Source organism: Pseudomonas fortuita (genome assembly GCF_026898135.2).
GTDB classification, from domain to species: domain Bacteria; phylum Pseudomonadota; class Gammaproteobacteria; order Pseudomonadales; family Pseudomonadaceae; genus Aquipseudomonas; species Aquipseudomonas fortuita.
Window position 1 is genome coordinate 6006302 of sequence record NZ_CP114035.2, and the last position, 13080, is coordinate 6019381.

Here is a 13080-nt window from a genome sequence, read left to right on the forward strand (position 1 = left end):
CCAGAGAGGGTAACTACCGGGCTAAGGGGGAGATTCAGCTGCTGTGAGCTGTTGGGAAGCCAAATCAGGGGCACAAAAAAGCCGCCTTTGAGGGCGGCTTCTTTGACACTTTACTTTCACAGGAAACGGTATTAGCCGTGTCGCCGGGGTAGAGTCCTGCTCTCTTTGCCCGACCATGTGGGGAGAATGATAGAAATAGGCCGTCACTATGTCAACCGTTTTGTTAACCCTTTCTGGGTAGCGGAAGGCAGCAAAAACGGGGTTCTAGCCTCATTCAAGCTCCATTTTCGATGTCGAGCTCTCTCTGGAATTCGATTTCTTCGGCGAAATCCCGTCCCATTTCTTCAGACCAGCGTGCCGCCAAACGGTGGGAAGCCTGGAGGTCGTTGAGCCTGGTTTCGCCAGCCGCGAGCTGCTCCGCCATCTGGCCTACACTTGCCTGCATCTCTTCTATGACTTTCTGAAGCTTGAACACTTCATGGAACGGTACGTAGTCCGATGCGCCGACCGCGTGAACCAGAGACTCCTTCAGTGTTTTGATCTGTGGTCTGCTAAGCGCAATACTGTAATTCGGGTTCCGGCCTGTACCACTTTTGAAATAGCTAGTAGGTGGTAGGACTCGTTGAATCGAAACACTTTCAAGCATGCCGCAAATCACATAGCTGTTTTTACCGCTATGTTTATATCTTGGCATTTTATCCAGGGTTTCCTGATCGAGCTTGAATATTGTACGATCTCCATCAGCCGACTCTTGAGAAGTGATCGGAGCAACCTGGATGAGATTTCGCGAAATCACTTTAACTACGACAGCTAGGCGTCGCTTATGCATTTCTGCTTCTAGCAGCGTATCAACATAACGCTTATTTGTCTTTAACTCCGCAGTGTGCCTAGCGGTCTGCTGTACAAATCCATAATCAACCTCAACCAGCGTGCCCTGCCTGATCAGTTTGCTTATCGAAATTGCCGGGTTTTTCTTCAGGGTTTGATAGAGAAACTCTTCTTTGGAAATGTCATGCCGCTTGATGTATATGCTATATACCGCTGGAATCGCACCCTCGGTCAACTCTACAGTGATATTCTCAAGTCGCCAGACGTGATGCTCTATATTCATAAAGCATTTCGTCAAAAACACTGGGTACGGTGGTTTCCCAGGTTTTGGACGGGCCATAGCCGGGATGAGGGCTTCCTTGAAACCTTCATAAACCTCGGTACCCAAAAGGGTGTGCGAGACTTCTCCAGCGGCATCGACGCCAGATTCGAGGTATCGAATTATGATCGTCTGCATGCGCTTCCCTAGGCTAGCTACAAAGCCAGCCATTTTGACCGTTTCCAGTAGTGGATGGGAAGAGGGATGAGGCGCCATTTCAGGCCAATGCCTAAAACGGCCAGCTAAAAATAGACCAGTAGTAGAAGCCAGCGCCGCAGTGGGGGAGGTTTTTTTGGCAAGGCGGCTAGCGTACCGGTCATCCAGGTTGGCAGCTAAGCCTTCCGAACCCTTGCTTTGGTTAAGCTATCAGCTGCTGCGCGTTGAAGCGCTTAATCAAATACAGTGCTCAGCCCACAGACTCAGTGCTGAGTCTTCGAGCCCCCTCTCGCACCCCCTGCAGCCCAATCGCAGACAACGTATGTGCTGTTGAGTGTGCGTGCCACTAAAAAGCCCTGGAGCTCTTCGTAGGAGACGATATTGGAAGTGCAAATAGGATCACCATTGTTAAAACGCCGCTCCCGGTCACCGAAAACAAGGCCTCTCAGGAATGACTCCTGCGGCCTATACTCGACCGAAGACAGGTATGCCGTGATCTCCAAATCGAATTCAGTCTGCATGGCCTTGGCTACCGTGATGGGAATGGCTGATGGCGAGACATCGACGATTTTGGATGTGGAAAGCGGCGTTCGACGTTTAACCATGTAAATCCGATAGCTCTTTGCTGTGGTATTCGATGACGACTTGATCTGACATTCGTTGTTCCTGCTCCAACTTCCAAAACCGCACCACCTCTATGATATTGGTGATGGCCGCCTAAGCGACGTCTACAGGTATGGTTAAATCTCGATGGTGAAATCCGACGAGAAGCCAGTGCGTTCACCCGGATAGCCTCGCGGGTTTGAAACCACCCGACAGCCTGAAACGAGCGTATCGACTGCATGATGAGTGTGACCAAAGATCCAGACATCAGCCTGAGAAACGAGGTCATGCCACTGATTGAAATACGCTGCACCGAGATGGCCTTCATGCCCATCGCCGGCGACATCCTGAATGGGGCAATGGTGGGTGATGACGACAGTCTTACCATCGAAACCCTTCCCCAGTTCTGCCTCCAAGAAGTCACGTGTGGCGATGTTTCGAGCTATGAGATCAACAGGTCGAAGCTTGCTGTAACCCTCCCCAATCCGAATCCGTTTAAAGTCAGTCATCCCCTCGGCACAGACCCTCATCGCAGCCTTGTAGTCGCCAGTCGCGGTGAAATCTGTCCAGGCTGTTGCTACCAAAAACCTGGTGTCGCCGATAATGAGGGTTTGGTTGTCGAGAACATGCACATGCTCTGCTGCCGCGCCCTGCATCTTGATCAGCGTCTTGGAGAGGTGGCCCTTGTAGAACTCGTGATTGCCGCAGGCATAAATCACCGGACAGCTGAAGGTTTCGTTGGCCCACAGCACCCCTCGACTACGCACCGAAATGTCGCCGGCCAACACGACCAAGTCAGCCTCTACCGCAGGAGGCTGGAAGTCGGCGAACTCCAGGTGCAGATCTGAGTAAATCAAAATTTTCATCGGGTCAGCAGGTTCCTGTTCGACGCTGATCGTATCTCTGGAGCATCCACATGGGGCAGCCAATCAAAATCAAGATCGAGACCTCGGTCATTCGGCTTCAGCCGCCTAAGGTCTAGAGACTCGAATCACTCAAGGTCACCCCAGGCTCGCCGCATTTCGTCTTCATCTGCGATTCCCTCATCATCTAATCGCAGACGTTCAATCAGCTCTGCTCGAAGCTCTTGGAGGCTAACTTGGCCATCCACGTAGCGCTGCAACTGTGCCAAGCGCTCAGCTGCAAGCCGCCCTCCGTCCAGAGCTAGACAAGCGATTTCTGCTGCCACAGCATCACGACGGCGTTCGCGCTCGACCTCATCAATTTCCATGTGCACTCCACGTCGGTTAGTCGAAGCCTCCGCTAGGAACGGAAAACTGGCTATCAACACTACTTGAAGGCTTTACTGAAGCGCTGAGAGAGCGATGCCGCGTCAATCGCAGCCCAGCTCTCAGGATCATTACTCAACCTGATCCAGTTGAGCGCCACCCCCACCATGACCAACCCAGCCAGAATCCCTTCCCAGAACGCCCAAACAAAGGTGGTTCGAACAAGGTAATCAGGATCGACGCTTCCGGTGAGTAGGTGGATCGGATAAGGAGAAAGGAAGCATCCGGCAATGAACGCCAAGATCATCAAGGGCACTGCATAGACCATTAACATCACCGGCACCTTGATCTGATACTGCCTGGCAGCTACCAGCTTGTCGTTCGGCCCCTTCATGGCATAGATGGTGGCCTTGTTCTTCATCTTGTCCTTATTCTTGGTGAAGATGCCGTACAGGGTCACACGCTCTCCTGCCTCGATCTCTTCGTAAATTTTTCCGGGCAGCAGAACCTCCGGTAGCACCTGCCCATCAATGACGATCCGGGCCATGACTGCCCCCGGCTCGGTGGCGGTGACACGTGGTTTATCGATCACACCCGTGACCTGACGGCAATCAAATTTGATCAAAACATGCTCCTGCAATTTTAAGAGCGCGCAGCTGGCCCCAATGCTTCGAAAGCACTGTGCGTCGATGTGCTGAATCAGCTACGCGATAAACAAAAAATACTGACGACAGCTTGCTTCCTTAACCCATCTCTCGCTAACACGGAGGTGATCATTCGAGCTCCGGCGATGACATAGCGGTCATGCAAGATCCCAAAATTCGTATGCACGCCCCGGGTTCGCCAGGCTCATCGTGCGCTCGAATAGACTTGACCATCGTGAGTGACGAACTCATAGATCGGGCGGGGCTCACTACCTTCCTTGATCCGGATCTCCGAGAGGAGCTGCATTGAAAATTCTGAACGGCGCGTCATGGAAGGCGGAGCCACCAGCTGGATCTTATTGACGCTCAGCGCCTCAGGCCTGCTCCCTTTGCAAAGCGAGTCGACCTCTTCAACGTTCGACACGATGCGCACCCATGGCCCAAAGCAGCCATCAACCACGCCACACCCTTCGACGACGAAGTAGTAGCTGTCTGGATTCAGGCCCGCTGACCTCCACAGCAATCGGACATCGTCGACAGCGGCAAACTGGCCTTGAAGCTCGGCTCGATTTGTGAACAACAAAAATTACGTTCCTTCCTAGGTCAGACTCACACAATCCAACTAGCAAGCCTCAATAACCAAACCCATAAATTGACAAAAAAGCTGACGCCCGCAATTGTCTCTACTCCCAAATTCCGTCTACTGGAACGGGTGGAGCCACCATACCACTAATTCACATTCGAGCACTATATTTCATGGATGAGAATTTGCCAGTATGGCCTTATCCTTCCCTTTGCGGGAAGCCCTCATGCCATCGCGATACACCCTGGCGGCAGTCCTTCGCACCACGCGTGCCGCTCGCGGCCTCTCCCAGGAGCAGCTAGGAAGCACACTGGAAGCCCGCCATCTGCATAACATCGAGCACGCGAAATCCAACGCCACCCTAGAAATGCTCCAAGGCATCAGCGAACGCCTAGATATTGATGTTGTAGCTCTACTCGCTGCCGCCTCCAGCTATGACCGCAAAGAATCGCTTGAAGAGTTCATGGCATATCTCTGGGGAGAGCTTGAAAAGCTGCGCGATATGCATGTTCTTGAAAACATACCTACACAGTTTTCTAATGGCGAATTGATTGCTGCGAAAGCTGGTAAGCCGCCAATTGCTGCCGAAAAGATCAGAGCGGTGCTCACCTGCAAGGCCGAGGGGCTCACCCAGAAAGCGACTTCAGTCAAGCTGGGCATCCCGGCATCTACAGTGCACAAGATCTGGCATATGCCTGCTGGAGATCGCTAAAGCCTGGATACGTGATTCGGTTAAATTGAAGAAAACCTTCGGCTTAGAGGGGAATCAAGCAAAAAACCGGCCCAGGGGCCGGTCTTGTGATCGTCTGTCAGATCAATCAGACAGAGACTGCTGCTGCAATGTGCGGGTGTGGGTCGTAGCCAACGAGCTCGAAATCTTCGAACTTGTAGTCATAAATCGATGCAGGCTTGCGCAGCAGCTTCAACTCAGGCAACTGCCGAGGTTCACGAGCGATTTGAGTTTTCACCTGCTCCATGTGATTGGAGTAGATGTGGACGTCACTCAACGAGATCACAATCTCGCCTACATCTAAGTCACACTGCTGAGCCAGCATATGGGTCAGGCACGCCAAGGACGCCGTATTGTAGGGCAGCCCGAGGAAGCTGTCGGACGAACGGATGAATAGGTGCGAGGACAGCTTGTTGTTCACAACATAGAACTGATACAGCAGGTGGCACGGTGGAAGCGCCATCTTGCCGTTTTTGGCGTTCTCTTTCGGGCTCACCTTCTCATCAGGCAGGAACTCAACATTCCACCCATGGAACAAGATTCGACGACTGTTAGGGTTCGTCTTCAAGGCATTAACGACATAGTCGATCTGGTTGATCGTTTTGCCGTCTTTGGTAGGCCAGGCTGTCCACTGCTTGCCATAGACCGGGCCGAGGTCACCGTCTTCAGTGGCCCACTCATTCCAGATCTTGACACCATTTTCATTGAGCCACTTGATATTGGTATCACCATTAAGGAACCAAATCAGCTCATTAACAATACTTTTGAAGTGCAGCTTTTTAGTTGTAAGTAAAGGAAAGCCTTTGGACAAGTCATGGCGAAACTGACGGCCAAAAACACTCACAGTACCAGTGCCAGTACGATCACCTTTGATCGCACCATTTTCTAGAACATCAGTCAGTAGTTCCAGGTAGCTTTTCATGAAATTTTCTCCGCCTGGGCAGCTTCCAGGATACTGATCACCTGCTTGAGTCTATCAATTTCCTTCTGCGAGTCCAAGACCCGCCGGTTAGCATCCGCTAGAAGGTTCTGATAAGTATCACGGGATTTCATCATGTTAATATACTTTACTTCACTATTTTGATGCTCTTTTTCAGCATCCTTGGCTTTGGTAAACCAATGCAAAACTTCAAGCCTTGCGTTCTCCAACTTCTCAGTCAGGAGCGTAACAGGATCAACTGGTTTCTTTTTTGTTACCTGTTGACGTAGAACTTCAATGCGCCGATTTTCTTTGATGGTCTCAAGCCGCTCCAAAGGCCATACACGCTGCCTGATAGTATTGCGGTGAATACCCGTTAGCCGGCTCAATTCAGCTGCTGTGGCTTTCAGTGAGTCATTTGCCGCGATATCCAGAAGCGCTTGAGCAAGCAGCTCAGAATACCGATCAAAATCTTCTTTGTTTTTCTGGTCGAAAGCGTGGGAGTCAGTCATTTAGAGTTCCTCACCCAGCAGCTCAAGAACACCGTAGGCCTCTTCCATTGCAGCTTTGCTTTGCGCATGCAGGTGGGAGTACTCCGGGTTCCCCAACAGCTTCTTGTTTTGGTAATACACATCGCGCCAGGCAGGGGCGTTGGCCTTGCTGACGACAGCATTTTGGCAGCGGTTAGGGTTGCAGCGAAGCCCACCGATGCAGGGGATCGATTCATCGAACTCCATGGGCCCGCCGCCGTAGCAGAAGCCCTGGCCCACGCTGATGACAGCGATGTGCTGTTCAGCCATGGCCTCGAAGATATCGTCCTTGGTGTGCCCGGATGCCATGTACCCTTTGAATACCCTCTGCAAACGCTCCTTGTGCGCTGCAGCGTTCACACCGGCATAACTGCCATCAGGATCGAATCGCTGCTTGATGCTCTCAACCTCGGCGTCATGGCGGAAGGACTTGCCGCTTACGCCCCTACCGCCACTTTTCGTCAACATTTCAGCGATTTCCCCGTACCCCAGGGTCGTCTTACTGAAGCCCCGTTCGGAATGTCCAACCCCTACGATTTCGCCAAAGTGCTTCAGCTGGTGAGAGATGAAGGGAAGGCCCACATCCGCACGGTACAGCTGATAGGCGAGCGTGTGCCGCATCATATAAGCATTGAATTCAAGATCTGAAAACTGCTCAGCAGTCAGAACTCTTTCGAAAAATTTGTCGAGTGTAGCCTTGGTTCCCACACTACTCAGCGGCTGACCCTGCGTGCCAAAGAGAACCGTATCTACGTTCGAGAAGATAAAATCGTTATTCTTATATTTGGCAAGCAGTTGTGCAACACGCACAGCATCTCGAACTATCGGGATAGCTAACCAGAAGTCATCGAAAAGCTCGACAAGGTTATCTTCGTGCTTGCTGACATTACTCCTCAAAACCCAATACGAACCATCAAAAACAAGGCACGAACTAGCCAAAAGCTCGGTATACTCCGAAGGACGCATACCGGTATACTGCCCAATGATATACAAGCATGCGTAGTTCACATAATTCAAATAACGCCTGAAATCATCATTAATGGGGGAGCCTGTGTCCGCCAAATAAAGATTAAGAGCATAAGGTGCTACCACGCTAAAATAACGACTTACCCTAAAGTCATCACAAGCAATTATTTTTGAAATCTCGTGTTTAGGAAAGCCTTTCTGCTCAAGCCGCTTGTAGACGTACAAATTAAACTTCAGCCGACAGGTGCCTTGCTCTTTTGCAAGGTAAACACCTTTACTGTTTCGCCGATTAAGGGTTGCAGTATCAATAACTTCCTCGCCCATAGCATCCAAAAAATCTACGACGGCCAGCGAGGAAGCGAGCGAGGCCACCTCAAACACCTCATTTGGAAGCACTTGTCGCTTCGCTTTATTATCTTTTTTAGGACGCTTGGCTTTACCGAGGGCTTTCCATTTCAGAGTTGAAAGATTTACAACGGGCAAGCCTGTACCGAATACATTTTCTACCAGATATCCAGAGCGAAGTCCTTTGAAAAAGCCTTCCAGAGACTGATCAAAAACATACTCAAAATCTTTCGCAGTCTCCACATACAAGTGGAAAGGCAACATGTGAACCGAAAGCAATTCACGCTCAACATGTTCCTTTCCCAGCTCTTGGATAGCAGCCCAATACATTTTATCCAAGAAGCGCAACCCGGCTTCAAACTTAGGGATCACTGTATTAGGCTTTGGAATCACCTTGGATACTCGTACAAGTGTTCCTTGCTCCGGCATTCCACTAATCCCCTTCAAAATAAGCATGAAGGCAGCTCGCAATTCAAGCATCGCAAACTCAGGGATATTTGGGTATTTGGTGAAGTCCATCCGATGCTTCGCACCGCGAGTATGCCGCGATGCATTCGGATAGTCATCGTTAAAGTCCCAGATCGGTGAAATAAAGGCGGAAAGCTTGGAGACCTGTAATGACTGGAGATAACTCAAAAAGCTAAGGGCATCACTAGAAGAAACACTATCATCGCCCGATTTTAACTGAAGCAAGGTAGCGGAGACGGCTTCGCGGTATTTCGCAAAGGATAGCAGAGTTGCAAAACTGACTTGTTCCATTTATTACAACCCTACGCCATCAATAAGAATAGTTGTATCTACAAACTCAGCGAGACGACGGCCCTCGGCAAGTTCTTCAGCAGTAAAATCAGATTTATCACCGAGGATACTTTCCAGCAACGACAAACTCTCATGTACTACATGGCCATAAGGGGTATCCATCACTCGGCTGACATCAGCAAGTTTTCGATAATCCCGCTCCATAGCAAATAGCTCAGGTAGGTTTGACGAGGTTAGTAGGACGTTCTCACAACCTAGACACATGTTGTACATGGAGCACGGCCGCCCAGGTACGTAAGTGCTCAACCTCTTGATGAAATCTGGAGGATTGAAGATGTTCTTGCAGCTTGCCAATGGCGTCTTGAATACCACCACTGGCGCATCGATCTGTACTACCTCGATGAGATTTTCGGATTGTGTCTCGTGCTGCTCGGACGCAAGAGCCAGATCTGCCGCCTCAAGGGCACGATCGTGGAGCTCCCGTAACGCTACATCGAGCTTGGCACGCGCGAAGGTGTTGAAGTCCATGCGATCGAGGTATGCCTGGGTGGTCTTGATGTGTTTGTGACCCAGGATCAGCTGGATCTCACGAATCGGTACACCACGCTCTACAAGCTCGCTGATGAAGCTCGGACGTAGTCGTGCGGGGGTGAGATTGAGGGGCGCGCCATCATCACCGACGATGCCTTTACGCTGCGCATAGCTGTTGAAGACTGTCGTTACGAACCCGTCCTTACCTGTGGCAAACGACTTAACCTGGAGGAAAGCTTTGGATGCGCTCGACTGCCAGATGAACAGGCTATTCCTCGCTTTCTCGGGGGCATCGTCACGGAACGCTGCGGTGAGTGCCTCCACGTCCTTGAAGATCTTCGCTACCGCTTCAGCCTGAGAAGTGGTGAGCCATGTGATATCCGCATCAAAGAGATCAACGGGCATCACCTTTCCGCCGCCTGACCGCTCCTTCCAATATTTCAAGCAGGCACGCCCGGTCAGCTCATGCTGCGGCTCAAAGTCGTCTAAATTCAGATATTTTAGCGAGTCCGCATTTAGACCCGTTATTTGCCCCAATTTAATCGCATAGGGTGCGATAACTTGGGCATCGACGACATAGTGGTGACCCCAGCCTTCTAAGACCTCACGGAGACCTATACCAGAACGGTTAACGATCCTCCAAAACCCATCGATATAAATATCACCGCTAGACCTCGAGTAAATCCTCGTTCCAACCACACTGCAGTTAAGTTTGTTTTCAAATATCCATCGGGCATTCTCGAGCGTACTAAACCCTTTTTTCACTTGGCCGTTGGAACCGACTGGATCTTCACCGACACCGGATAACTGATAGGGCTGCGCGAGCGCGTTGTTGCGCAAAATGTCTTCATCTACACATGCAGCGATCCGCCGACGCTCGGAACTTGTGTACGGACGATACTGATCCGTTACTCGGTCAGCATCAAATCCCTGACAGTTGACGAAGTCAGGGCCGGCATAGCCCTTAAGGTTCTTGATGGCGGTGAGCGTTTTGCGGAGCGCACTGAGCAAGGTATTGGCAAAGATTGGGGAGCATTCGCCACGGACAATCATCTGCTCCAGATGGCTGTAGATACGAGGAAGGATGAACGCATCTAAGGTGACAGCAATGGGCTCGCTTCCGGTGAGTCCACGCTCGAGGAAAAAACGCGATACTTGGTTGAATGCATCGAGGTAGTTCCGCACGCCCGAATCGCTCGTCGTTTTCAACGAAGCAATTGCAAATGCATGCTTAAGATCATTGAAAGGCTTACCCTCTGAGGCTGCCTCAAGGTCGGCCAATGTCACGAACTCTTTCATTCGCAGCCGCTTGAAATCAACGAGAATAGGTTCCTGAGGAATGTATTCTTCTTTGTTCTCGCGCCGCTCTTTGACGGTTTGGTAGTCGCTGGAGATTACTCCCAGGCGCCGCAGATCTTCGTTGATTTCATCATAAGCATCGGCGACGCTTGAGTAGCGATTCAGATGGGATTCAACGCCCTCCAAGCCTGGCACCAATGTGAGACCGCGACGAATGCTCAGCTTGTTGCCGAAAATAGGGAGCTTGCGCTTATCTTCCTCTGGGAGGCTCTTGTACCAACCTAAAACTTTGAGGCGCCAATTGCACCCAGCGGCAGACTCTCCACGATGGATTGCGCCACTGATGCACATATCCAATGTGACCTTCTGCTCCGCTAGCTCGAAGACCTCAAACGACGGGTCAAAATCTTTGCTGGCAATATAGGAGGCGCTCAGCATGAGCGGCGCGTACATCCCGCTGTCACTGTCACTGAGTTCAACCTCGTAGTAACCGTGCGGGTTCTCTTCCAGTTCTTTAAGCCAGCTGTAAATCCGTGAGCTTCCGATGGCGCGCTCATAAATACTCACTTCTTATCTCCCAAACGAATCTTGAGCGCAGTCTCGGCAACGAGAGCAGCCATGCTACTTGCCTTAGTTGCAACCTTCCCATTAGAAGAATGGCAGATGCGGAACACTTCTTGAGGAAGCTGTAGGTAGTGCCGTTCGGTAGTGGTACTGCTGCTATGCCCCAAGGACAACTGAGCCGCGACCAGATTATCCAAATAGGTCTCACCCAAATCTGGGCTAGTCATGATTTCGTACCCATGTCCGTGCCGAAGCTTATGCGGAGAGATACTGCGATCTAGCCGCTTGCTTTTTAGTGCGCGCTCCGAGACCCGCTCAAGCAATTTGCTGACCGCATCTGCGTTAAATGGAGATCCCTCTGAGTTGAAAAAACAGGGAGTAACATCGGCGGACTCATACTGTCTCGCGTATTTTCGGTACAACGGAGTTACGTGATAGCGCTTAATACGTTAAAGCGTAGACTTACTCACGATCGCATATCGCTCTTTCAGCTCTTGCCCACGCCCTTTACTGCCCGCGATGAGAAGTGGGCAATAATCGGGATGTATCCACTCAATATCATTTTCGCCGATGAAGTTAGCGCGAGAGAAATCGAGGGCCTTGCTCACCGCACTAAGAGTAATCCTGCCAACTTCGCTTCGACGAAGACCAGCGTCAAAAATTGACTGCAAGAGAACCCGTTCTCGCTCACTATCAGTGCTCAAAATGAGGGACTTCAGATCTTTGAGCGAACAGGGTGAAATCAGTTTTCTCTTCGGCGGAGGGGAAATGAATCCAGCTGCATACGGATTATCTTCTCGCAGAGCGGGTTGATGATTACGGCCAACACACAAGAAGTCGTTGAATAGGGCAGCGTAACAACCATCTCTGTTCCGGATAGTTACCGACGACAAACCTTCAACCTCGCGCAGATGAATGAAGTATCTGGCGATTCCCTGCTGGCTTACATTGAGGAGGATTTCATCCCAAGATGAATTGTGGAACGTGGTAGTTCCTTTAAGGTTTTCGAGCAAGTATCCGATGTTCCGCCCATATGTTTGAGCAGAAGGAAAGGAGAGATTCGCGGTTTTAATAGCTTGGGTGAGGTACTCACTTACAAGCGGAACGAGCCTCTCTTCTGAGTCAAAAAGCCCCACCGCCGTCACAGATGCCAGGCCTGCTGCGTGTGGCCCGTCCTCGTTGAGCATCGACCCGCCCAGGTCGATCATTTGATTTTGTGTGACTACAACCTTCACCGACTACCCCCTTTTGAAGGCCGCTCATCCTATGCAGAATGTGCAGCTTGTCAAGGTCAAGATAAAGTCGGGAGAAAGACAAATTTTTTTACGCTGCTAGCACGTACTGTGCGTTATTGGCTGCGTCATATAAAAGGCCCAGGTCGTTGGAGCGGATGTAAAGGGTCAGGGAAATTTCCTTGGTCTCTACATTCGGGTGGAACTGGTACAGCAGGTGGCACGGCGGCAAGGCCATTTCGTCCAGCTGCGCGCAGTTCCAGCCGTGGAACAGGATGCGGCGGCTGCCCGGGTCGTTGGCGATGGTGTCCAGGCACTGGCGCACCTGGTCGATGGCCTTGTACAGAATGACGAAGGCGACGCCGTCCTCTTCGTCCTGGGCGATACGGCGAAAGCCTGCCTTCTCGGCCATTTCGATAGCGGCCGGGTTGCTAAGCGGGATGCGCTTGTAGCCTGGCCACTGACGCCATTGCACGCCGTAGATCTCGCCCAGGTCGTCATGGCCCTGGCGGAACGGGTTGGCCAGCCACTGGGCGTTTTCGTTAGCGTTCTGGTCCCAGACCTTGCAGCCCAGCTCACGGAATTCACCGGCGTTCTTCACGCCACGCAGGAAACCGACCATTTCGCCGATCGCCGACTTGAACGCCAGCTTGCGCGTGGTGATGGCCGGGAAGCCCTTCTGCAGGTCGAAGCGCAGCATGGCGCCCGGCATGCTGATGGTACGGATGCCGGTGCGATTGCCTTGCAACGTACCGTTCTCGATGACTTCACGGACCAGATCTAGATACTGTTTCATGACTTTCCTGTAACAAGAACGGCAGGAGGATCACCCCTGCCGTGAAA

11 protein-coding genes and 1 pseudogene are annotated in these 13080 nt (G+C 51.4%); 1 reads left to right on the top strand and 11 read right to left on the bottom strand.

The window, feature by feature from the left end:
- Positions 1-274 precede the first annotated feature (274 nt).
- The 5 genes from OZ911_RS27385 to OZ911_RS27405 form a co-directional block, all read right to left on the bottom strand.
- Positions 275-1285: a type II toxin-antitoxin system PemK/MazF family toxin gene (locus OZ911_RS27385; protein ID WP_031311736.1), complete on the bottom strand. Its 1011-nt coding sequence runs from the start codon at positions 1283-1285 to the stop codon at positions 275-277.
- 758 nt (positions 1286-2043) lie between these two features.
- Positions 2044-2772 carry a metallophosphoesterase gene (locus OZ911_RS27390; protein WP_023047232.1) on the bottom strand — a complete coding sequence of 243 codons (729 nt, stop codon included), beginning with the start codon at positions 2770-2772 and terminating at the stop codon, positions 2044-2046.
- A 125-nt stretch (positions 2773-2897) separates the two neighbouring features.
- The gene (locus OZ911_RS27395) at positions 2898-3137 is read right to left on the bottom strand and encodes an antitoxin VbhA family protein (protein ID WP_023047233.1); all 240 of its coding nucleotides are present in this window, start codon (positions 3135-3137) and stop codon (positions 2898-2900) included.
- A 59-nt stretch (positions 3138-3196) separates the two neighbouring features.
- Complete coding sequence (locus OZ911_RS27400; protein WP_023047234.1) at positions 3197-3760, bottom strand: hypothetical protein; 564 nt, start codon at positions 3758-3760, stop codon at positions 3197-3199.
- 224 nt (positions 3761-3984) lie between these two features.
- The gene (locus OZ911_RS27405) at positions 3985-4362 is read right to left on the bottom strand and encodes a hypothetical protein (protein WP_023047235.1); all 378 of its coding nucleotides are present in this window, start codon (positions 4360-4362) and stop codon (positions 3985-3987) included.
- Between the two features lie 226 nt (positions 4363-4588).
- On the opposite strand from OZ911_RS27405, the gene OZ911_RS27410 reads away from it, so the two are divergent.
- Entirely contained in the window at positions 4589-5074 is a 486-nt protein-coding gene (locus OZ911_RS27410; protein WP_031311738.1) for a helix-turn-helix domain-containing protein, read from the top strand.
- A 106-nt stretch (positions 5075-5180) separates the two neighbouring features.
- Here OZ911_RS27410 and OZ911_RS27415 read toward each other — a convergent pair whose 3' ends face one another.
- From OZ911_RS27415 to OZ911_RS27440, 6 genes and pseudogenes are all read right to left on the bottom strand, one after another.
- Complete coding sequence (locus tag OZ911_RS27415) at positions 5181-6014, bottom strand: thymidylate synthase (protein ID WP_023047237.1); 834 nt, start codon at positions 6012-6014, stop codon at positions 5181-5183.
- Positions 6011-6523 carry a helix-turn-helix domain-containing protein gene (locus OZ911_RS27420; protein WP_023047238.1) on the bottom strand — a complete coding sequence of 171 codons (513 nt, stop codon included), beginning with the start codon at positions 6521-6523 and terminating at the stop codon, positions 6011-6013. The genes OZ911_RS27415 and OZ911_RS27420 overlap by 4 nt, the downstream gene beginning before the upstream one ends.
- Positions 6524-8611, bottom strand: a complete 2088-nt coding sequence (locus OZ911_RS27425; RefSeq protein ID WP_023047239.1) for a site-specific integrase — start codon at positions 8609-8611, stop codon at positions 6524-6526.
- Positions 8612-8614: 3 nt separating this feature from the next.
- Positions 8615-11008, bottom strand: a complete 2394-nt coding sequence (locus OZ911_RS27430) for a tyrosine-type recombinase/integrase (RefSeq protein ID WP_268968532.1) — start codon at positions 11006-11008, stop codon at positions 8615-8617.
- A 446-nt stretch (positions 11009-11454) separates the two neighbouring features.
- Complete coding sequence (locus tag OZ911_RS27435; protein WP_256549396.1) at positions 11455-12240, bottom strand: site-specific integrase; 786 nt, start codon at positions 12238-12240, stop codon at positions 11455-11457.
- 133 nt (positions 12241-12373) lie between these two features.
- Positions 12374-13033 (bottom strand): annotated as a pseudogene (locus OZ911_RS27440) (thymidylate synthase); the annotation flags it as partial.
- Between the last annotated feature and the right edge of the window lie 47 nt (positions 13034-13080).

What these genes read in the sequence shown, in the direction of transcription:
- OZ911_RS27410 (WP_031311738.1), top strand. Translation starts at nt 4,589, where the DNA reads ATGCCATCGCGATACACCCTGGCGGCAGTCCTTCGCACCACGCGTGCC.
- OZ911_RS27390 (WP_023047232.1), bottom strand. Translation starts at nt 2,772, where the DNA reads ATGAAAATTTTGATTTACTCAGATCTGCACCTGGAGTTCGCCGACTTC.
- OZ911_RS27420 (WP_023047238.1), bottom strand. Translation starts at nt 6,523, where the DNA reads ATGACTGACTCCCACGCTTTCGACCAGAAAAACAAAGAAGATTTTGAT.
- OZ911_RS27395 (WP_023047233.1), bottom strand. Translation starts at nt 3,137, where the DNA reads ATGGAAATTGATGAGGTCGAGCGCGAACGCCGTCGTGATGCTGTGGCA.
- OZ911_RS27385 (WP_031311736.1), bottom strand. Translation starts at nt 1,285, where the DNA reads ATGCAGACGATCATAATTCGATACCTCGAATCTGGCGTCGATGCCGCT.
- OZ911_RS27415 (WP_023047237.1), bottom strand. Translation starts at nt 6,014, where the DNA reads ATGAAAAGCTACCTGGAACTACTGACTGATGTTCTAGAAAATGGTGCG.
- OZ911_RS27425 (WP_023047239.1), bottom strand. Translation starts at nt 8,611, where the DNA reads ATGGAACAAGTCAGTTTTGCAACTCTGCTATCCTTTGCGAAATACCGC.